Below are 20,356 nucleotides of genomic sequence, written 5' to 3' on the forward strand. Positions count from 1 at the left end.
GCGCCCGTACCCGGAGCTGAGGGATCACGAAGATCCCGTTCACGGCGATTGCCACGCCCATATCAGGCGGGAAGCGGCCGGCGCGGAAGCGGGAGGAGGAATTGGCAAGCCTGTCATCCGACCGTAGAGTGGGTAGCGGGGTTCATTGACAGAGAAGAGGAAAACATGGGGCATCATGACCGTCCGATCACGGTGATCATCGCTGATGACCAGGAATTGGTCCGCGCGGGATTCTCCTTGGTGATCGGTTCACAGCCGGATATGCAGGTTCTCGGCCAGGCGGCCGATGGCGAGCAGGCACTCCGGCTTGCGGAGGAATTGCACCCGGATGTGGTGTTGATGGATGTCCGCATGCCCGTTATGGATGGCATCGAAGCCACCAGACGAATCACATCCCTGAGCTCGTCGACCCGGCTTGATGAGGATCCGGATACGACCCGAGTGGTGATTCTGACCACCTTTGACCTTGATGAGTACGTGATGGCGGCCATCAATGCCGGAGCATCCGGTTTCCTGCTGAAGGACACCGAGCCTGAAACCCTGCTCGCATCCATACGGACGGTCAAGCAGGGCAACGCGATCATCGCACCGTCCGCGACGAAGCGCCTGATCGAAAACATGCTGCAGGACGAGGCCGCACGCGGCATCGCGCACGATGCGGCAGCGGGCGCGGATACCGCACAGCACGCGCAGGAGCCCTACATCGATCCCGAGGTCGATGAGCTGACCCAACGCGAGCGCGAAGTACTGATAGAAATCGCCCACGGTCTGAGCAACCAGGAGATAGCGGATCTGCTGTTCATCAGTCTGCCGACCGTCAAAACGCATGTCGCGCATATCCTTCAGAAGATCAACGCCAGGGATCGCGTTCAGGCGGTTGTCTTCGCCTACGAGAACCACCTGGTATGACGCATGTGTCCCCGTCGCGATGAACTGAGCGCATCGCGACGGGGACACATGGGATTCAACAGGCGAGGAGCCGGCTCTCGCTTCAGGCCTCGGCCAAAGCCGCCACGGGCGGGGTGCTCACCGCTCTTCTCGCGGGCAGCACGCTTGCCAGAAGGGCCGCCACCACCGCGATGACCACGATGCCTGCATCCATGCTCCAGTTCAAGGGGAAGGCCACACTCCCGAACTGCGAGAACACCAGATAGGAACCCAGCCAACCGAAGGCCGTACCCAACACCAGCCCCACGATCACGCTGCATCCGGAAATCAACAGGGCCTCCATCGCCAGGGAGGACCGCAACTGGGTGCGCGTCATACCGATTGCCCTCAATGTCGCGGACTCCCGCAGACGTTCGATGACGGACAGGCTCAGGGTGTTCGCCACGCCTATCAGCGCTATCACCACCGCGACGGCGAGCAGTGCGACAAGAATCATGAGCAGCACATTCACGATCTGCTCCCACTGTGCCCTGACCGCTATGGAGCCGCCTACGCTCACACCGTCCGCACCGCTCAATGCCTGCTTGATATTGTCGACAAGCGTCCCGGCGGCTTGCGTGCCATCAGACTTCACCCATATTTCGTAGGTGCTGCCGGACGCTCCCGATGCGGTGAAGGTGCCCGGCGCGACAATGCCATAGATGCTGTTCTGACTTGCCACCCCTCTGAAACTGGCGGCCACCACCGTGAACTCCCGTGCATCGTGCGAGTCTGCGGTCTTGCTGCCATCCTCCGCATTCCCGGTGGACAGCTTCACCTGGCTGCCTTTGGCAAGACCATAATCCTTGGTGGCGAAGGACTGCGGCACCAGCAGATCACCATGGGTGAGCTGCTGCTGGGATGTCAGACGCATCGTCTGCGTCATCTGCGCGCCACTCACCTCGTACAGGCTCATATCCGTCCGCTCATCACCCTCACCGAGAGTCGCCGTGGTCGTGGGAATCAGCGAGGCGGATGCGACGCCTTGCACGGCCTTGACCTTCTTCACGTCAGCGCTGCCGAGCTTGGAACCAGAGACCTGCACATCCACGCTGTAGCGCGCATCAAGGGCGTCGCTCATGGTCTCCTTGGCGCTTGCGGCACCGGTACCGAGGCAGGACACCAAGGTCACACCAATCAGCAGAGCCGCACCTGTGGAGGCGACGCGTTTGGGGTTCTTCTGGATATTCGCGGAGGCCACGGTGGACGCGGGCCCGATGTGGGACACCAACGCGCCTATGCCCTTCAGCAGCCAGGGCATCCAGCTGCTGGAACACATCAGCACGCCGATGAAGAACACCATCACACCGAGCATCGCCAGACCCAAGGTCTGCAACGAAGCATCGGCGGACATGGCGGCCATCTGCCCCTGCGCCGAACGGAAGGTGTTCACCGCAGGGATCACCATGGCGACCATGCCGAGCACGATGGCGAGGGCACTGATCACCCTGGTGAAACGTCCTGCACGCTTCTTGCTCTGCGCCTCCATGGGTTGCAGGGCTTCAAGCGGAGTGACGCCGGTTGCCGCACGCGCGGATCCCAGAGAGGCGAGCACGGTGATGACGAGACCGAAGGCGATCGGCACCACGAAAACAGGCCATGACAATACGAATGCGAAGCGGGCGCCGGCGAGATCGATACCGCTGAGACCGAGCAGCAGCATCAGGACCAAAGCGCATCCGACACCGATCAGCGAGCAGATCAGTCCAAGTATGCCTGCCTCCGCGATCACCGAGACATACAGCTGGTTTTTCTTCGCGCCGATGGTTCTGAGCAGCGCCAGGGTGCGACGCCGCTGGGCGACGATCACCTGGAAGGTGTTCGCGATCACAATCGCGGCCACGAACATCGCCAATACACCGAAGGCCAGGATGAAGGTCGTGGTGACGTTGACCTGTCCCCCGCCGAGATTATCCATCATGGTTTTCTCGATCGCCGCACGGTTCTGGATATGGAAGCCATCGGGCAGAATCCTGTTGATCTCCGCCAGCGTGCGTGCGGTGGCCTCTGACGAGGATGGATCCAAGGAGACGTATGCCGCGGAAAGCGGAACGTCGGCGAAACCTCCGCTTTGTCCCAATCCCTGCAATTCGGCGAAGTCGTGTTCCGAAACGATCGCCGCCCCGCCGTAATAGGCGTATGCGCCGGCTGAATCCTTCGTGATTCCCACCAGGCGGAGATTCTTCGTTTCACTGTGTCCGGTCATGCTGACGTCTGCCGAAACCGAAGCGGTGACCATATCCCCCACATGCGCCCCGATACGCTGGGCAAGCTGTTCGGGGATCGCAGTCTCCCCGCTCTGCGCAGGCCAGAGACCTGACGTGAGCTGGACCGGCATGATGCCGCCCGGGCTGGCCATGCTGATCACCGCCGTGGAGGTGTGGGAGCCCTCCGAGGACGCGGAGAATTCGACCTGTGCGGTCACATCGGGACGGGCACCGGAAACCCCTTGCACCGCCCTGATCCGATCAAGCCGGAGCTGTTCGACCGTCATCGCATTCCCCGAAGACCCATTGTCCTTCTGGGAGATGGCGTACTGGGCATCCCCGAAGCTGGCGGAGACCTGCTGTCGCAGCGAATGATCCAGCGCATTGCCGAAGAGGAAAGTGCTCGCGACGAACATCGTTCCGATGATGATGGCGATGCCCGCAGGTATCAGCATCTTCATGCTTCGCTTCATGAGTGTAAACGTTATAGACCACATGGTCGTGTCAATCCTTCTCTCAGTTGCCTTCTGCACTTCAACCTGGGTTGTTGGCATCACGTGTTGAACGTTGTGCGACGCCAGGTACCGGACGTCGATGCGCCCGGATCCTCGCCTACCGCTCCTCGGCAGGACGGGCCGCTTCGCCGGCTGGACGGCTGGAGGATGACGAAGCCGCGCCACGCTCGTCAAGCAACAATCCGTTCATGCGATCCGCCGTTGGATGTTGTTCATCGGCAACGATGCGACCATCCGCGAATACGATCGCGCGATCCGCATATGAGGCCGCAATCGCATCATGGGTGACCATGATGATGGTCTGCCCCAGTTCGGAAACGGAACGTTTGAGGAATTCGAGCACCTCGGCACTGGAAACGGAATCCAGATTGCCCGTCGGTTCATCGGCGAATACGATAGCGGGCTTGCTGATGAGTGCCCTGGCTATGGCCGCTCGCTGCTGCTGTCCCCCGGAGAGCTCATGTGGGCGGTGGTTCAATCTGCCTTCCAACCCCAAGGTCTCAACAAGCGTTCCCATCCACTGCTTATCGGGCTTTTTGCCCGCCAGAGTCAGTGGCATCACGATATTCTGCGCCGCGGTGAACATCGGCAGGAGATTGAAGCTCTGGAAGATGAATCCGACGCTGCTTCTCCGCAGCAGCGTGAGCTGGGTATCGTTCATCGTCGTGATGTCGGAGCCCGAGAACACGATGTTGCCGCTCGTCGGAGCGTCAAGTCCCGCCAAGGTATGCATCAGGGTCGATTTGCCCGAACCGGAAGGCCCCATGATCGCGGTGAACTTGCCACGCTCGAAGGCGACGTTGACGCCCCGCAAGGCATGGACGGCATTCTCGCCCTCGCCGTAATCCTTCACCAGATCGACGGCTTCTATGGCCACGCCTGATGATCTCGAAACATATGCATGGACGCCGCTCATCGCCGATGTCGTCGTGCTGTCGGTTCCAACCGTCTGCCCTGTGTTCGTGTTCATGGTTCCCTCTCCGTGCCTGCCAATTGCTTCGCCTGATTAACGCTTCCCAATCTATTGCGGCTCCGATTGGGGCGGCATCATGCGCAGGATTGAAAAACCGGGAATCGCGGGCTTCGCTGTCATCCCGAAGAATGAGAGTGCCGGCCGCCCAGAGTGTTCCGCGCAGCTGAGCACGGCTGAGCACAGTCACATGAAGTGGATGGCGGATCGCATCGTCGCGATGGGTATGCTGGATGCATCACGGCGCGCGGTCTGCCGAGGTGCCGTGGACAAGCCCGGTGCCGAAAGGACCATGACGGGCATACGGAGGGATGGCACATGGGAAACATTATTCTTGGCGTCGGCAATGCGGCACGGCTCTTCCATTCCGACACGGGGGAAGGCAAAGGCACCGAGGATCTGATCAGCATCGTCGACCCCCGGGCGCATGTCGTCTCCGCCTTCGATTTTGCGGTGACCCGCGGGGACGGCATCTTCGAAGCCACCACCGTGTGGAAAGGCCAACCCGTCTCCTTGGAGAACCATCTGCGCAGGCTCTCGCACTCCGCGCGACTGATGGATCTGCCGCAACCGGATATCGAGGCATTCGCACAGGCCGTGCACACACTTATCGAGCAGTACGACGGAAGCGAAGCCGGTCCCCTGCTGCGTCTGCTTATCTCACGTGGCCTTGATGACGCCACAGGCATCGGGCGGCAGGACGGCGGGCTGCCGAGCATCTGGATGTTCATAGACGCCATGGGTTCGCTGCATGAAACCGATCCGATCAGTATGATCTCCCTGACCCGTGGCTATCCTTCGGACATCGCCGGACGGGCACCCTGGCTGCTCAATGGCGCCAAAACACTGAGTTACGCCGTCAATCAGGCGATACACCGCGAGTGTGACCGTCGAAAGGTGACGGATGCGGTACTGACCACGGAAGACGGTTATGTGCTGGAATGTCCGAATTCCTCGATCGTCGCACAGTACGGCACGCATCTGGTCACACCGGATCCCTCGATCGGCATTCTGCATGGCACCACGCAGCGTGAACTCTTCGCGTACGGCCGTCAGGAGGGTGGCTCCTTCGAATATGCAAAGCTCCCCTTCGAACGGCTGCTGGAGGCGGATAGGCTGTACATGACCCACGGCGGGTGGGTCATTCCTGTAGGGGAGCTTGACGGCAGGCGCTACACGGTCGATCCTTCATCGATCGAATCCATCAACGCCGCCATACATGCGGGTCGCACCCATGACGAGGCCCTCGGCATAGGACCGAAGGCCGAATAACGATACTGCGGCGGCCCCTTTGATTCCGGGACCGCCGCAGTTACAACACCCATACCCACATTCAAGACCGGGATGCCGATTCAGGCCTTCACTCGGCCAGACCCGATTCCTTCAAGGCTTCGAAGGCGCCTTTGAGATCGTCGAGTATATCCTCGATGTTCTCGGTGCCGATCGACAGACGAATGGTTCCCTGATGGATGCCCTGATCCTCAAGTTCCTCGATGCTCTCCTGCGAGTGCGTGGTCGAAGCGGGATGGATGACCAGGGACTTCACATCCGCCACATTGGCGAGCAGGGAGAAGAGGTGCAGGTTGTTGATGAACACACGCGCCGCATCCTTGCCACCCTTGATGTCGAAGGTGAAGATCGAGCCCGCGCCCTTCGGGAAGTAACGTTCGTACAACTCATGGTCACGCCTGCCGGGCACCGCGGGATGGCTGACCTTCTCCACCTGGGGAACCGTCTGCAGGTACTCGACGACCTTCAGGGCGTTCTCAACGTGGCGTTCGACGCGAAGGCTCAACGTCTCCGTCCCTTGCAGGAGCAGGAATGCGGCGAAAGGAGACAGGGTCGCACCGGTGTCGCGCAGCAGTATGGCGCGGATACGGGTCACGAAGGCGGCCGGCCCCAGGGCTTCGAAGAAGTTCAGCCCGTGATAGCTTGGGTCGGGCTCGGTCAGGGTCGGGAATTTGCCCGGCACTGCGGCCCAGTCGAAGTTCCCTCCTTCGACGACCACTCCTCCGAGGGTGGTGCCGTGACCACCGATGAACTTGGTCGCGGATTCGACGACCACATCGGCCCCGTGCTCAAGCGGACGGAAGAGGTACGGTGTGGCGAAGGTGTTGTCCACGACGACCGGCAGATGATGGCGGTGGGCGATCTCGGAGATGGCCTCGAAATCGGCAAGATCCGCATTCGGATTGCCGAAGGTCTCGAAGAACACGAGTTTGGTGTTGTCCTGTATCGCATCCTCGAAGTTCTGGGGTTCCTCCGGATCGACGAATGTCGTGGTGATGCCGTCGCGGGGCAGGGTGTGACGCAGGAGGTTGTAGGTTCCGCCATAGATGTTCTTCGCCGAGACGATGTGATCACCGGTCTGCGTGATGTTGCGGACCGCGTATTCCACTGCCGCGGCACCTGAAGCCACGGCGAGACCGGCCGTACCGCCTTCCAGTGCGGCGATTCTGTTCTCGAAGGCACCCTGCGTGGAATTGGTCAGACGACCATAGATGTTGCCCGGGTCCTGCAGCCCGAAACGCGCCTCGGCATGATCGAAGTCATGGAAGACATAGCTCGTTGTGGCGTAGATAGGCACCGCGCGCGCGTCCGTCGCGGGATCCGCCTGCTCTTGGCCGACATGCAGCTGCTGGGTCTCAAAACGATAGTGTTTCTCGGTCACGATTGCTCCTTGATCATCTGTTACATCGTCAATGCTTGTTGCTGCCCTGTGCCGCAGCTCGTGCGATGAGCCTGACACGGGAACACCGCCCGTTGCCGCCTCACTGCCCGCCTTTGTCATTATCTCCCGCTTCACCGGCTGCGTGCTGATACCTGCCACCCGATCCGCTGCTGCGTTGTGATTGCGACGATAATCCGAGTTATCGCCACATTTCAAGCCGGAGGGCCCATTTCGCTATTGCGGCTGTTTATAGCGCTTTGCAGTCCCTTGATTTTCCGCTGTTCATGGGGTCTGCGCGCAAGCGCAGGAAATACCTGCGACACGCCGCTCATCCCTCTATGATCGAGGAGGACATCAACAACATGCTAGGTAACATGGCGTGCGGATCGCATCGGGTACAGTCATTGCCTGATGGATCCGAAACAACGCAAAGACAAGGGGCTTCCATGACCAGTGATGTGACGCTATACGACCGCGATCCGAAATACATCCCCAGAGTCGCCGCAGTGCATGATATGTGCGGATACGGCAAGTGCTCGCTTACGGCCGCCATTCCGATCCTTTCAGCCGCAGGATGCGACGTCTGCCCGGTACCGACCGCCCTGTTCAGCGCACACACGATGTACAAGGACTACACCTTCCACGACACCACAGATATGCTCGGTGCATACCTCGATGCCTGGCGCAAGGAGGAAGTGGAGCTGGATGGGATCTACAGCGGCTTTCTCGGTAGCGCCGAACAGGTGGATATCATTCGCCGGCTCTACAGCGAATACCCCGATGCCCTGCGTCTGGTCGATCCGGTGATGGGTGATGCGGGCAAGATGTATCCGACCTACACGCAGGAACTCTGCGACGCGATGGGCCGGCTCGCCGATGGCGCGGATGTATTGATGCCGAATCTGACCGAGGCCAGCATTCTGGTGGGCAGGGACTACCCCGGGCAGAATCTCGATGATGACCAGGTCGCCGAATGGTTGGACCTGCTGCTGGGTCTGGGCGCCAAGAACGTCGTGCTCAAAGGCATCGACCGTAATGACGGCAAGCTGCGCAACTATGTAGCTTCGGCTGCTTCGGGGGCGGAAGGGAAGGTCGAGCTGACGCATGAGAAGCATCCCTTCATGATCCATGGGACCGGGGATGCCTTCGCCTCCGCTCTGTGTGGTGCCGTGCTCGCGGGCAAAGGATTGGCTGAATCCGCTCATATAGCAGGGGAATTCGTGCGCTCCGCGATGAACAGCACCCGCCAGCAGCCTCATTATGAGCAGCGCGGCGTGAGCTTCGAACTCAATCTCGGTGAGCTCACGGGACTGGTGGGCTGAAGGCCGGAGGCCTCCGACACGCTGCGGCGATTCGGGAATGCCGGCATGGCGCGGAATACATCCACCGTGTGATGGATCCCCAGCCCTGCCCACCACGATCCGCGGAGTGGCGCACATCCGACCACATGCGTCGGATGCTTCGCGACTCCGCGGATCGTCATGCTGAACTGTGGGCATGACTCAACACCACATCAATTCCCTTCACGGATACGCGGACCACCAACGGACCATCGCCTCCATTCGATCCCTCCTGCTCGACCCCGGTATCAGCGCGAAACGAGTCGGAGCGCTTGGTGAGACATATGTGGCCGCCTGGCTCGCATCCCGCGGGTGGACGATTCTTGACCGCAACTGGGGCACCCGATACGGTGAACTCGACATCGTCGGTGCCGACCCCGAGGGCATCCTGGTGTTCGTCGAGGTCAAAACACGGAGAAGCACCACCTTCGGGCACGCTCAGGAGGCTGTGGACAGCAGGAAGCAGGCGCATCTGAGATCCGTGGCGGCTCAATGGATGATCGCCCCGGAACATCGTCGTTCACGTGCGGGTATACGTTTCGATGTCGTCACCCTCACCCTGACCGATGGAGGCCTGTCCCTCCGCCACATCCCCGGGGCATTCTGATGGCCATCGGAACGGCGCAATCCATCGGCATCGTGGGTCTCCGGTCATTCATCGTGCATATGCAGGCCTTCATCTCGCCAGGACTGCCGTACTTCTCCATCATCGGATTGCCCGACGCCTCCGTCAATGAGGCACGCGAACGCGTGAAGTCGGCGTGCGGAGCATCGGGATTCCCCTGGCCCCAGACCAGGGTCACAGTCAATCTCTCCCCCGCATCGATGCCCAAACGCGGTGCCTCCCATGATCTTGCGATTGCGCTGAGCGTCCTGGCCGCAGGAGGCATGGTTCCCGCGGAAGCCACCGCCAACATGATCGCACTGGGCGAATTGAATCTCGATGGCAGTGTGCTTCCGATCCACGGGGTGCTGCCGATGCTCCTGCATGCCCGTGAACGAGGCGTCTCCAAGGTCTACATCCCACAGGCCAATATGGGCGAAGCCGCACTGCTTCCGGATGTGGAGATCGTCGGTATCGGCCATCTCAGTGAACTGATCAATCATCTGGGCGGCGATTGCGCCGTACAGGAAGCGATGGCACCTGCGGGCATGCATGACGGCCAGGCCGATCCGGACACCTCGCAGGCGGCATCGGGATCCGGCATCGTCACGGCTTTGGATATGCGGCAGGTCACCGGGCAGGAAAGCACCAAATGGGCGTTGAAGGCGGCTGCTGCCGGTGGGCATCACCTGCTGATGATCGGCCCTCCGGGTTCGGGCAAAACCATGCTTGCCGAGCGATTGCCCACCATATTGCCTCCGCTCGATGAGCGGCAGCAGCTGGAAGTCGCTTCGATCCGCTCCTTATGCGGCACGTTGCATCAGCACGGCATCACGGATACGCCACCCTTCGAGGCACCCCATCACACGGCTTCCAATGCCGCTCTGGTAGGCGGTGGAGGCGGTCTTGCGCAACCCGGTGCGATCACCAGAGCCCATCACGGCGTGCTCTTCATGGATGAGGCACCCGAATTCTCCCCGCGAGTGCTGCAATCCCTGCGTGAACCGTTGGAGACCGGATTCGTCGCTTTGGCCCGATCCAAAGGAATCACACTGTACCCGGCCCGCTTCCAATTGGTGATGGCCGCCAATCCCTGCCCATGCGGATACTCCTATGGCTCAGCCGAACGATGCACATGCGCCTCACGTGAACGCCGCCGCTATTGGAACAGACTTTCCGGCCCGATCCTCGACCGCATCGATATCCAGACAGAGGTGTGTGATGTGTCACGGCTCCCCACGGATGATGCATCCGATGGTGAGTCAAGCGGACATATGCGCAGCAGCGTTCTTGCGGCCAGATCACTCGCCCGTCAGCGTTTCCGGGAACAAGGGTGGCTCTCCAACGCCGCCGCCAGTGGGGAATGGCTGAGGACGCACACATCCCCAGCCGCGCTTGCGCATATCAACCAGGCACTGCGCACATCCCTGCTGAGTATGCGCGGCGCGGACCGTTCCCTCCGCTTGGCCTGGACGTTGGCGGATCTTTCGGGACGCAGCAGCCCGACGATCGCGGATGTCGATCTGGGCATACATCTCCGCACGAGGCTGGCATGAGCATCACGATCGCGGACTCCCGGACCCCTGACGGCCAATCCCCCATCGACGATGAGACCTTGGCTCGCGCACTGCTCTCCTACTGCACGGATGGACCCGACCCCTTCATGGAGTCGCTCATGCTGGCATGCCGACACGGTCTTCTTGACGGTGCATGGGATATATGGCAAAGCATCAGCGAGGAGAGGCGATACCCGTCTCCGGGTTCAGGTCCTGCGGCACGAAAGCTCGAAGAGGCCTTCGCCAGGGTCATCCGACGGTCGAATAACCCCCATCGTGATGCGGTGGCCGGCATCCGTGCCAGATTCCGCGCACGATGCTCGCACTGGACGAACAGGGCGTCACGCATACCATCAGAGCACAAGGACGGACAATACGCTTGGCTCAGCATGGACGGCGACTTCTGGCTGATGGCACCGCACCATCCCTGCTGGCCGGATCGGCTCAATGACCTTGCTCTGCATGGCGACTCCCAAACACCGCTGTGCCTGTGGGGACGAGGGAGACCGGAGGCTCTCAGCACCTGCGGGCATCCCATTGCAATCGTCGGCTCCCGCGAGGCTGATGAATCGGGAAGACGCACGACCTACGCGCTGTCCCGCGCGGTGAGCGGACAAGGTCATCTGGTCATATCGGGAGGGGCGATCGGAATCGATGTCTGCGCCCATCGGGCCGCGCTTGCCGTGGACCGGAATCTCCTGATGCCTGCCGATGACGGCACCCTGCCAAATCCTGGATCAACCCTTGCCGTATTCGCCGGCGGCCTCAGGCACATCGGTCCCGCACGCAACCGGGATGTGTTCGCCCAGATGCTTGCGCAAGGCGGTGCCTTGATCAGTGAACTCAGCCCGGAGACCATACCCGATGCCCGACGTTTTCTGGTGCGTAACAGAATCATCGCCGCTCTTTCGGGCACGGTGGTCATCGTGCAGGCACGCACGCGATCGGGTGCGCTGAACACCGCACATTGGGCCAACACCTTGTGCAGGGAGGTATATGCCATTCCCGGCTCCATCGAGACACCTCACCATGCCGGATGCAACGCCCTGATCCGCGACCACCAAGCCGAAGCACTGTTGAACGCCGAAGAGCTCCTCGGATCCATCACGCATAGTCATCGTTCCGCCCCTCAGGGGAGGACCGGTGGGTCATCCTCAGAGAAAACTCCCGTTTGCCGCGCACAGCTACCGCCGGTGGAGGCCCGTCTGATGGGGATCATCATGGCACATTCACACCATGCAGGAGGACTGCATGCCGGATTGGTGATGACGTTGGCGAATGAATCATGCGTGCGGAAGCGCCCGATGCCTGCCGGGAAGGCGATGTTGGGCGCATTGCGGCCCGAGGAGGTGTTCAGTGGATTGGGTTCCCTCGAATCCCGGGGTCTGATACGCATCGATGAACAGGGACTCATCACATGCGGCGATACCGCATCATGACCTGCCGCGACACCTCTGCCTCTCTACCGCTGGTCTCTTTACCACCGGTCTCTTACCCATTCGCAGATGTCTCCAGCGCTTATCGGATCGGCATCCGGAAAAAGGGTGGGATTCAGGCCTGCCACTGGCAATGTTCCAGATCGGCACGCCATCCCCCGGCTCCCGCGGCCTCCGCCTTCGACGGTGGGATGAATCGCACATGCTCCTGCTCCAGGAGTTCCCGCTGCTTCTCCGGGCCACCGAAGGCGAAGCCGGGCGCAAGCGAACCGTCGCGGAAAACCACACGATGGCATGGGATCACACCTGGTTCGGGATTCGAGTGCAGCGCGTACCCCACGATTCTGGCATTGCGCGGATTCCCTGCGAGGGCTGCGACCTGGCCATAGGTCGCGACTTTTCCTGCCGGGATGCCACGGACCACCTCATACACTCGCTGTGAAAAGTTCAGCTCTGCCATGCTTTCCATATTCTTGACAGCGCTCGACAAAAACACCGGCGCAGACGAGAGGTCACTCCCGCAGCGAAGTCCGCTCCGATTCGCGTGCCCATGCTCTCCGCCTGTTGTGCAAGAATCGATGTCATGAGTCCTAGTCAGCTTGAAGATTATTATGACGCGGTAATTGTCGGAGCGGGTGCGGCGGGACTGTCCGCGACCTTGGGCCTGCTCCGCAGATGGCGAAACAGCTCCCCCGAGGATGCGGCGGTGCCGAAGATACTCGTGATATCGAAGCTGCAGGCCCTGCGTTCCCATACCGGATCGGCGGAGGGCGGCATTGCCGCGAGCCTCGGCAACATCGACAAGGACGACTGGCACTGGCACTACTATGACACCATCAAGGGCGGCGATTGGCTTGTGGATCAGGATGCCGCACACCTGCTGGCGGAACTGGCTCCTCAAACCGTGATCCGGCTTGAGCATGATGGCGTGGCCTTCTCCCGCACCCCGGACGGGCATATCGCACAACGACGTTTCGGAGGTCACACCGCCGATTTCGGAAAGGCCCCGGTCAAACGGGCGGCCTTCGCCGCGGACCGAATCGGGCATCAGATCCTGCACAGCCTATGGCAGCAGTGCGTCGCATACGATGTCACCTTCGCGGAGGAATGGTATGTCAGTGATCTGATCCTCTCCGAATCCGATGCCGGAAAGCGGGCGAATGGGGTGCTCGCCATCGATACGCATACAGGCACCGTGCACGCCGTCAATGCCTCCAACGTGGTCATAGCCACCGGAGGGGCAGGTCGCCTGTTCAGCACGACCTCGAATTCCTGGGATCTGACCGGTGACGGCCTGTCTCTGGCACTGGACGCCGGTTTGCAGATCGAGGACGCCGAATTCATACAGTTCCATCCCACCGGTCTGGCTCACACCGGCATTCTGTTGTCCGAAGCGGCCCGCGCGGAAGGCGGGGTATTGCGCAATGCCGACGGTGAGGCATTCATGCAGCGCTATGCACCGGAACATACGGATCTCGCCGCACGGGATGTGGTCAGCCGCGCCATACGCAGCGAGGTGAAATCCGGTCGAGGAGTGGCCGATCCCAAGGAGCCCGATGGCCCGCGTGACTGTGTATGGCTGGATATGCGCTCCATTGACCCCGATCATCTGGAAACGGCGCTGCCGCAGGTCTGCGAGATCATCAGGGGGTATGCGAATCTCGATCCCTCCCGTGATCTGATCCCGGTGAAGCCCACCGCCCACTACACGATGGGCGGCATCCCGGTGAATACCGACGGACAGGTATACAGCTGGTCCGATGGCGAGCGGCACCTGATACACGGCTTGTACGCAGCAGGAGAATGTTCATGCGTCAGCGTGCACGGCGCGAACCGGCTCGGCGGCAACTCTCTGCTGGACGCCTGTCTCTTCGGCACACGCGCCGGTGAATCGATAGCCCGGGATCTGCTTGCGAGGAAAGACGACACTCGAAACCCGGATGGGCAGGACATCCCGCGGACGCCCGACGCACCTGCGATTGACGTCGAACGTCGAAAGGCCAAGATCGAGCAGCTGCTCCACCGGCCGGCTGATGACGACGGCGCGGCAGGCCCGGCATCTCAGGACGGTGGCCTTGGATCAGCGGTCGGTGGAGCCGAAGTCAGGCAAGGTGTCAGCGACAACGCCTATGCGCTGATGTCCGATCTCGGCAGGCTTCTGGAACGTCATATCGCGGTGGTCTGTGACCGGCAGGGCATCGCGGAAGCGAAGGCTGCCCTGGACCATGGTTTCACACGACGTGCCGCCGCACTGCGTACCCACAGCGATGCCGCCGCATACAATCAGGAATTGACTGCGATTCTTGAAGCACACCGTCTGCTGGCCCTGGCCAAGGCCGTGGTCAATGCGATGTCGGCCAGAGAGGAATCCCGCGGATCGCTCAAGCGCCTTGATTTCCCCGAACGCGATGACGAGCGCTTTCTGGCCCACTCGATGACCGACACCACAGGTAGGATATCTTGGCAGCCGGTGCATATCGTCGATGTGCCGCCACGGCAACGCGAGTACTGACAGCTGGAATGTTTGGATCCCGGCCGGGCAACATCGGCCGCTCAGAGAAGGAAGGTTGTGCGCATGGTTGGTGATGGTGCAGAACAACATGCTGATTCCCCGATGAGGGTTGTGATCCGCATCTCCAGATTCCTGCCGAAACCCGAGCGCCCACGCCGCCACAGCAACCCCTTCGCAAAGGATGATGCCAAGCAGGAACCGGCATTCCCACGTCGCAAACGCCAACGCGGCAAACAGTGGGTCCAGGATTATCCGATGCGCGTGCATCCGCAGGACACCATTCTGAACTGTCTGCTATCCATCAAGCGCGACAGTGATCCCACACTGGCATTCCGCTACTCATGCGGGCATGGCATGTGCGGATCCGATGCGGTGAGCATCAATGGAACACCGACCTTGCTATGCACGGCGACTGTGGGTGAATGGGCGAAAACCCCGGTACCTCTCAGCAGCGGCAATGAGTTTCGCCATACAGGGGTCACCACCGGGTCGGTGGATGCATCCATACCAGTGACGACCTCGGATGCAGGGCCCGCATCACCTGCTGGTGCCGATGAAAGCCTTGCCGCTCCCGGAAATGACGATGGCGGCGATGCCGGGCCAGACCGCATCATCGAACTCGCCCCGCTTCCAGGATTCCCCGTGCAACGTGACCTCATCGCCGATATCGATCCGATGCTGGAGCAGATCAAACGGATGAAGCCATATCTGCAGGCCAAAGGGCTGCTGGCGACCAAGGCGGATGGTGCCGTCGACGTATTCGAATACCTGCAACGCCCCGAACAATTGCATCGTTACGAGCTGCTCAGCAATTGCATCGCGTGCGGTGTATGCGAAGGCAGCTGCCCCGTCTATGCCGGCGGCGAGGCCTTCATAGGGCCTGCGGCGCTGATCATGAGTTCCCGTTTCATCAACGATTCGCGTGACGGTGCCACTGATCAGCGTCTGGATGACATCCGTCAGGCCGATGGGATCGCGGCATGCCAATCCGTTCGAGCATGTTCGAGACATTGTCCCAAAGGCATTGACGTCGGAGAGGAGATGTGGCGTCTTGTCGAAAGAAGCGGCGGAGCCCAGGGATGAAGGCTGACCTGCCGCGATAGGACAAAAGCCCGCCTCGCCACTAGAGTATGGGATTATGAACAAAACCTCTTATACGAATCTTTCCAAGGCATGGGAATTCATCGAGTCGCGCGCCCTCGATGCACAGCGTGCCGTATTGCAGAGCACCCGTGCGACCGCGGAATCACAAGGTCATGAACAGGGTTCGGCGGCACAGGCCTCATTCCTCAAGATGCTGGTCAAACTGACCGCCGCACGCTCGATCATCCTTGTCGGAACGGCCGCGGCGGTGGAGACCATAGAGATCATCGATGCGTTGGAAGGCAAAGGCCAACTGACGGTTGTCGACTCAAGCGCCGATGGTGCGGCCTTCATCCGTTCCATTTTCAATGAGCTCGATGACGAAAGCGATACCCGTATGCGCGTGGTCAACGCGGCGGCTGGAATCTTCCTGCCCCGACTGAATGCCGACGATTACGACCTCATCATCGTCACCGGCGACGCCTCGAACTACACCGCCACCTATGAGCAATCACAGCGTCTGCTGAAACAAGGCGGGATTACCGTTTTCACCGACATGCTGGGCTTCGCCAGCTCCGATTCACAAGGCGGGCTGCTGAATCCCGTCGACCGCAGTCCCAAGACGGTCGAACTGCGATCGTTGCTGAGCACCATCGAAACGGATGAGCATATCGACAGCACACTGATTCCTGTCGGAAGCGGTCTGCTGATCGCCGAGCACCGGTAACACCCGCCGCCATCCCCGGCTGACGACAGCCCGAAGGCCGCACCATCCGGCCTTACCACGGCTCAGAGCGGGTGGGTGCGGAGCTCCGCACCCACCCCAAGCGGCATTCAGGCCGGGTTATCAGCGCTTGCCGATGCCGCTCGTGGCCACTTTCACAGCCTCATCGGCATCATCGGTGACGAGGACGCGATCGGGATCGAGATCGGAGATCATCGCCCTGTCCTTCACCGTCGTGTTCAGCCAATCGAACAGCCCCTGCCAGTACTGCTTGTCGTACAGCACGACGGGGATGCTCGCGACTTTGTTGGTCTGCACCAATGTCAGCAATTCGAACATCTCATCCAAGGTGCCGAAACCGCCGGGGCAGATGATCACACCTGAAGAATATTTCACGAACATGGTCTTGCGAACGAAGAAGTAGCGGAAGCTGATCCCCAGATTGACCCAGCTGTTGACTCCCTGCTCGTGTGGCAACTCGATGCCGAGGCCGATCGATTTGCCTCCGGCGAGCGCCGCTCCGCGGTTCGCGGCCTCCATCACACCGGGCCCACCGCCGGTGATGACGGCGATACCCTGCTCAGCCACCTTTTTGCCCATATGCCGGGCGGCTTTGTAAATGGGATCGGTACGAGGCGTACGGGCTGACCCGAAGATCGACACGGCAGGGCCGACTTCCGCGAGCGCGCCGAATCCATCCACGAACTCGGACTGGATGCGCAGCACGCGCCACGGATCCATATGGAGCCAATCCGTCGTGCTGCCCGGTGCCAGGAGATTCCCTGTGGTGTTGTCCTTGGGGATCATATGGCCCCGCATGATTACCGGACCGCGATGGTAGGTATCCCCCAGAGGGGACGCCCCCTCCTGGTGTTCGCCATGCTCATCATGCTCGGACGGCTGCTGTGCCGTCTTCAGCTCTTCCTGCTCGGTAAGAGCTTTGGTTTTCTTGGCCGAACGAGCTTTTTTCCCACCTTTTGCACCGGCATCCGATTTCGTCTTGTTATCCGACTTTTTCGCCATTCATGCTCCTTGATCTGCTCACCATCAGGGTATCAGCGATTCAATGATGTTCACCCTGCACGATTACCGAATACCGTTCTGCTTGCCGACAGTTCAGATGCCGTTCATATATGCGCCCATCGGGCAGCACGCGTCACCATATGCATATCGAGGACGGTGTGCCTCACCGTGCCCGTGAATGCGTGTGGCATGACCCACTGGAAAGCGACATCCTAACGGTGCTTCAGCGCCTGCTCAACGCCTTCACAGGCCCGTTCAAGCATGCTGCGTGGGCATGCGATGTTCACCCGTTCAAATCCGGCACCGCCATCACCGAAGAGCACGCCCTCATCGAAGTAGACCCGTGCCTGGTATCGCATGAAGTCGCGCAACTCCTCAGCCGACATCTTGAGCTTTCTGCAATCGAGCCATGCCAGATAGGTGCCTTCCGGTTCGACGAGGTCGATCGCGTCGTTGCCTGACGCGAATTCCCTGAGCACTTCCAGATTCCCGTTCAGATACGTACGCAACTCATTCAGCCAGTCCGCGCCATGCTCGTATGCGGCCTGGCACGCGACCAGACCGAAATGGTTGACCGAAAGACCGGCGACATTATCGGCGGCTATGCCGAAGGACCTCCTCAGCGCCGCATCCGGAATCACAACATTGGATGTGATCAACCCTGCCAGGTTGAACGTCTTGCTCGGGGCGGTGAATTCCATGCAATGCGCGGCAACGTCCTCCCCCAGTGTGGAGAACATCGTCACCTCATGACCCGGATATGCGAAATCCGCGTGGATCTCATCCGCGAGGATCGTCACGCCGTGTCGCACACAGATATCGGCGAGACGACGCAGCTCCTCGGCGCTCCACACCCTTCCGACCGGATTGTGCGGGTTGCACAGGATCATGGCCGTGCACCGTGGTTCCGAAGCCTTACGCTCCAGGTCCTCATAATCCATTTCGTAGCGACCGGCCGCATTCTGGACCAGCTCATTGTTCAGAATTGTCAAACCGTTGCGGAGGGCCGCATTGGTGAAGGGGTAATAGACCGGTCGCTGGATGATGACGGCATCGCCGGGATGCGTCACCGCTCGCAGCCCTGTGAATACCGCGGTCATCACGCCGTCGCTTGGTGTAATCCATTCTTTCCGGATGTTCCAGTGATGATGCTCCGACATCCAGGATTGCAATGCCTCATAGTATGCGTCGGTGCAATACTCGTAACCGAACACGCCCCCATCCACGGCCCGATGCAAGGCCTCGATGATCTCCGGTGCCGTCGTGAACTCCATATCCGCAACGGAAAGCGCGAGCACATCGTCGCTGTTCGGCCCCATATCCTGACGGACCGCCGCCCATTTTTCTGAGGCGAGTTGGCTGTGATCAATAACGGTATCGAAATCGTACACTCTGGTGGGCCTTTCCGGTCATTTGCATGGGATTCAAACGATGTTCATGCTACATCCGCATATAGGACGATTCCTTTCCGCAAAGCATTTCGCGATGACATCGGAGCGTGGCATGCCGCATGGCCCTGTATCGCCTCACATACCGCTCTGGCATACCGCTCTGGCATACCGCTCTCGCGTGGTCATATCCTCGAATCCGGGACCCTGCTGTTGCATTCGACCGAATCACCCCAGATGAGACACACCGGTTTGCAAAAGGCGAAGGAGAGAGCTATTGTATTCAAGTTGCCTGAAAGCCTCGGCATTCAGACGACATGCGCCAGTAGCCCAATGGATTAGAGCAGCTGACTACGGATCAGCAGGTTGCAGGTTCGAATCCTGTCTGGCGCACATACCAAACCCCCACGGTCATCACGACCGCGGGGGTTTTCTCATGCCAAGCCCCGACCGGTGCGGCTGCGATGCTGTGAGGCCGGTGACTATACTGGTGTGTCTTGGACAGGGACGCGGCAAGGATCGCCGTGCCGCAGCATATGAAGGACGCCGACACCATGCTATTAAGCGAATTCGATGGGGATGACACCGCCATTCTCGAACCGAGCCATTCCGATGCCTCGGTCCCGCAATCGGGGCTTCCCGAAACCTTCCTCTGCCCTTTCGCCCAGCAGATCATCGATGAGCTCGCGGCGGAGGGACGCATCACCCCGATCGGCGCCATCAACTCAGTGAACGGCTCATTGCCGATGTATTCGATGCATCATCAAGGCCGTGACTATGGTGTCGTCCGTGCCAACATGGGTGCGCCGATAGTGGTCGGGGATTTCGAGGAGATGCATTACTTCGGCGCCAAGCACTTCATCGTGTTCGGTCCGTGCGGGATCATCGGCGAAGACAGACGCTCGGATGAGATCATCATCCCCACGGCCGCACTGCGCGATGAAGGGACAAGCTACCACTACGCGCCATCCTCCCCCTCCATAGCCGCGCAATCCGCAAGCCTGGCATTGATGGAAGACGTACTTGTCGAGCATTCCATCCGGTACGGAACAGCCGTCACATGGACCACGGATGCCATTTACCGTGAGACACGCAAGAAAACCGGAGAGCGTGTGAATCAGGGTGCCAGTGTGGTCGATATGGAGGCAAGCGCTCTGATGGCGTGGAGCCAATTCCGCAAGACCGACCTCTACCAGTTCTTTTACACGGCCGATTACGTCTCACAGGATGGCTGGGACCAGCGGCGCGATCAGCGGCGCAGACCCCTTGAGGATTTCCTGCGGATCGCGCTGCTGATAGCATCACGCTGCCAATAACGATGCGATCACAACGGCACTTCGATACCAGCGTTCCCGGCGTGCACCCTCTCACAGGCGGCACACACCGGGAACGGTGATCAT

16 protein-coding genes and 1 tRNA gene are annotated in these 20,356 nt (G+C 60.5%); 11 read left to right on the forward strand and 6 right to left on the reverse strand.

What is annotated here, in order from left to right; genetic code table 11:
- Positions 1–165: 165 nt before the first annotated feature.
- On the forward strand, positions 166–909 hold the full coding sequence (locus tag BPSY_RS08905; RefSeq protein WP_033495338.1) for a response regulator: 744 nt from the start codon (positions 166–168) through the stop codon (positions 907–909).
- An 82-nt stretch (positions 910–991) separates the two neighbouring features.
- Here BPSY_RS08905 and BPSY_RS08910 read toward each other — a convergent pair whose 3' ends face one another.
- Both BPSY_RS08910 and BPSY_RS08915 read right to left on the reverse strand, forming a co-directional pair.
- Positions 992–3,595, reverse strand: coding sequence for an ABC transporter permease (locus BPSY_RS08910; protein ID WP_051921874.1), 2,604 nt, complete (start codon positions 3,593–3,595; stop codon positions 992–994).
- Positions 3,596–3,746: 151 nt separating this feature from the next.
- The gene (locus BPSY_RS08915; protein ID WP_033495498.1) at positions 3,747–4,565 is read right to left on the reverse strand and encodes an ABC transporter ATP-binding protein; all 819 of its coding nucleotides are present in this window, start codon (positions 4,563–4,565) and stop codon (positions 3,747–3,749) included.
- 372 nt (positions 4,566–4,937) lie between these two features.
- Here BPSY_RS08915 and BPSY_RS08920 point away from each other — a divergent pair, with 372 nt between their 5' ends.
- Positions 4,938–5,891, forward strand: coding sequence for an aminodeoxychorismate lyase (locus tag BPSY_RS08920; protein ID WP_033495331.1), 954 nt, complete (start codon positions 4,938–4,940; stop codon positions 5,889–5,891).
- Positions 5,892–5,979: 88 nt separating this feature from the next.
- Here the strand turns inward: BPSY_RS08920 and BPSY_RS08925 are convergent, their stop codons facing one another.
- Complete coding sequence (locus tag BPSY_RS08925) at positions 5,980–7,290, reverse strand: O-acetylhomoserine aminocarboxypropyltransferase/cysteine synthase family protein (protein WP_033495497.1); 1,311 nt, start codon at positions 7,288–7,290, stop codon at positions 5,980–5,982.
- A gap of 446 nt (positions 7,291–7,736) precedes the next feature.
- Here BPSY_RS08925 and BPSY_RS08930 point away from each other — a divergent pair, with 446 nt between their 5' ends.
- The 4 genes from BPSY_RS08930 to BPSY_RS08945 all read left to right on the forward strand — a co-directional run bounded on the left by BPSY_RS08930 (position 7,737) and on the right by BPSY_RS08945 (position 12,229).
- Positions 7,737–8,612 (forward strand): pyridoxamine kinase, encoded by an 876-nt coding sequence (locus tag BPSY_RS08930; protein ID WP_033495496.1) that lies wholly within the window; start codon positions 7,737–7,739, stop codon positions 8,610–8,612.
- A 175-nt stretch (positions 8,613–8,787) separates the two neighbouring features.
- The gene (locus tag BPSY_RS08935) at positions 8,788–9,237 is read left to right on the forward strand and encodes a YraN family protein (protein WP_051921875.1); all 450 of its coding nucleotides are present in this window, start codon (positions 8,788–8,790) and stop codon (positions 9,235–9,237) included.
- A complete protein-coding gene (locus BPSY_RS08940) occupies positions 9,237–10,790 on the forward strand; it encodes a YifB family Mg chelatase-like AAA ATPase (RefSeq protein ID WP_033495329.1) in 1,554 nt (517 codons plus the stop codon). Before BPSY_RS08935 ends, BPSY_RS08940 begins: the two co-directional genes overlap by 1 nt.
- Entirely contained in the window at positions 10,787–12,229 is a 1,443-nt protein-coding gene (locus BPSY_RS08945; protein ID WP_051921876.1) for a DNA-processing protein DprA, read from the forward strand. The genes BPSY_RS08940 and BPSY_RS08945 overlap by 4 nt, the downstream gene beginning before the upstream one ends.
- Positions 12,230–12,341: 112 nt before the next feature.
- Here BPSY_RS08945 and BPSY_RS08950 read toward each other — a convergent pair whose 3' ends face one another.
- On the reverse strand, positions 12,342–12,686 hold the full coding sequence (locus tag BPSY_RS08950) for an MGMT family protein (RefSeq protein ID WP_033495493.1): 345 nt from the start codon (positions 12,684–12,686) through the stop codon (positions 12,342–12,344).
- A 123-nt stretch (positions 12,687–12,809) separates the two neighbouring features.
- Between BPSY_RS08950 and BPSY_RS08955 the strand changes: the two genes are divergently transcribed.
- The 3 genes from BPSY_RS08955 to BPSY_RS08965 all read left to right on the forward strand — a co-directional run bounded on the left by BPSY_RS08955 (position 12,810) and on the right by BPSY_RS08965 (position 16,548).
- On the forward strand, positions 12,810–14,738 hold the full coding sequence (locus BPSY_RS08955) for an FAD-binding protein (RefSeq protein WP_033495327.1): 1,929 nt from the start codon (positions 12,810–12,812) through the stop codon (positions 14,736–14,738).
- A gap of 63 nt (positions 14,739–14,801) precedes the next feature.
- Positions 14,802–15,821 carry a succinate dehydrogenase/fumarate reductase iron-sulfur subunit gene (locus BPSY_RS08960; protein WP_051921877.1) on the forward strand — a complete coding sequence of 340 codons (1,020 nt, stop codon included), beginning with the start codon at positions 14,802–14,804 and terminating at the stop codon, positions 15,819–15,821.
- Positions 15,822–15,876: 55 nt separating this feature from the next.
- Positions 15,877–16,548 carry an O-methyltransferase gene (locus tag BPSY_RS08965; RefSeq protein WP_033495326.1) on the forward strand — a complete coding sequence of 224 codons (672 nt, stop codon included), beginning with the start codon at positions 15,877–15,879 and terminating at the stop codon, positions 16,546–16,548.
- A 120-nt stretch (positions 16,549–16,668) separates the two neighbouring features.
- On the opposite strand, the gene BPSY_RS08970 is transcribed toward BPSY_RS08965, so the two are convergent.
- On the reverse strand, positions 16,669–17,364 hold the full coding sequence (locus BPSY_RS08970; RefSeq protein ID WP_238556856.1) for an LOG family protein: 696 nt from the start codon (positions 17,362–17,364) through the stop codon (positions 16,669–16,671).
- A gap of 416 nt (positions 17,365–17,780) precedes the next feature.
- Positions 17,781–18,959 carry a MalY/PatB family protein gene (locus tag BPSY_RS08975; RefSeq protein ID WP_033495320.1) on the reverse strand — a complete coding sequence of 393 codons (1,179 nt, stop codon included), beginning with the start codon at positions 18,957–18,959 and terminating at the stop codon, positions 17,781–17,783.
- 316 nt (positions 18,960–19,275) lie between these two features.
- On the opposite strand from BPSY_RS08975, the gene BPSY_RS08980 reads away from it, so the two are divergent.
- Positions 19,276–19,349, forward strand: a tRNA-Arg gene (locus BPSY_RS08980).
- Between the two features lie 143 nt (positions 19,350–19,492).
- On the forward strand, positions 19,493–20,272 hold the full coding sequence (locus BPSY_RS08985) for a nucleoside phosphorylase (RefSeq protein ID WP_051921878.1): 780 nt from the start codon (positions 19,493–19,495) through the stop codon (positions 20,270–20,272).
- The last annotated feature ends 84 nt before the right edge of the window (positions 20,273–20,356 follow it).

Source organism: Bifidobacterium psychraerophilum (genome assembly GCF_000741705.1).
GTDB classification, from domain to species: Bacteria; Actinomycetota; Actinomycetes; order Actinomycetales; family Bifidobacteriaceae; genus Bombiscardovia; species Bombiscardovia psychraerophila.

Coding starts and splice junctions, on each gene's coding strand:
- BPSY_RS08940 (WP_033495329.1), top strand. CDS start 9,237: ATGGCCATCGGAACGGCGCAATCCATCGGCATCGTGGGTCTCCGGTCA.
- BPSY_RS08935 (WP_051921875.1), top strand. CDS start 8,788: ATGACTCAACACCACATCAATTCCCTTCACGGATACGCGGACCACCAA.
- BPSY_RS08960 (WP_051921877.1), top strand. CDS start 14,802: ATGGTTGGTGATGGTGCAGAACAACATGCTGATTCCCCGATGAGGGTT.
- BPSY_RS08955 (WP_033495327.1), top strand. CDS start 12,810: ATGAGTCCTAGTCAGCTTGAAGATTATTATGACGCGGTAATTGTCGGA.
- BPSY_RS08950 (WP_033495493.1), bottom strand. CDS start 12,686: ATGGCAGAGCTGAACTTTTCACAGCGAGTGTATGAGGTGGTCCGTGGC.
- BPSY_RS08905 (WP_033495338.1), top strand. CDS start 166: ATGGGGCATCATGACCGTCCGATCACGGTGATCATCGCTGATGACCAG.
- BPSY_RS08915 (WP_033495498.1), bottom strand. CDS start 4,565: ATGAGCGGCGTCCATGCATATGTTTCGAGATCATCAGGCGTGGCCATA.
- BPSY_RS08970 (WP_238556856.1), bottom strand. CDS start 17,364: ATGCGGGGCCATATGATCCCCAAGGACAACACCACAGGGAATCTCCTG.
- BPSY_RS08920 (WP_033495331.1), top strand. CDS start 4,938: ATGGGAAACATTATTCTTGGCGTCGGCAATGCGGCACGGCTCTTCCAT.
- BPSY_RS08910 (WP_051921874.1), bottom strand. CDS start 3,595: ATGAAGATGCTGATACCTGCGGGCATCGCCATCATCATCGGAACGATG.
- BPSY_RS08965 (WP_033495326.1), top strand. CDS start 15,877: ATGAACAAAACCTCTTATACGAATCTTTCCAAGGCATGGGAATTCATC.
- BPSY_RS08945 (WP_051921876.1), top strand. CDS start 10,787: ATGAGCATCACGATCGCGGACTCCCGGACCCCTGACGGCCAATCCCCC.
- BPSY_RS08930 (WP_033495496.1), top strand. CDS start 7,737: ATGACCAGTGATGTGACGCTATACGACCGCGATCCGAAATACATCCCC.
- BPSY_RS08985 (WP_051921878.1), top strand. CDS start 19,493: ATGAAGGACGCCGACACCATGCTATTAAGCGAATTCGATGGGGATGAC.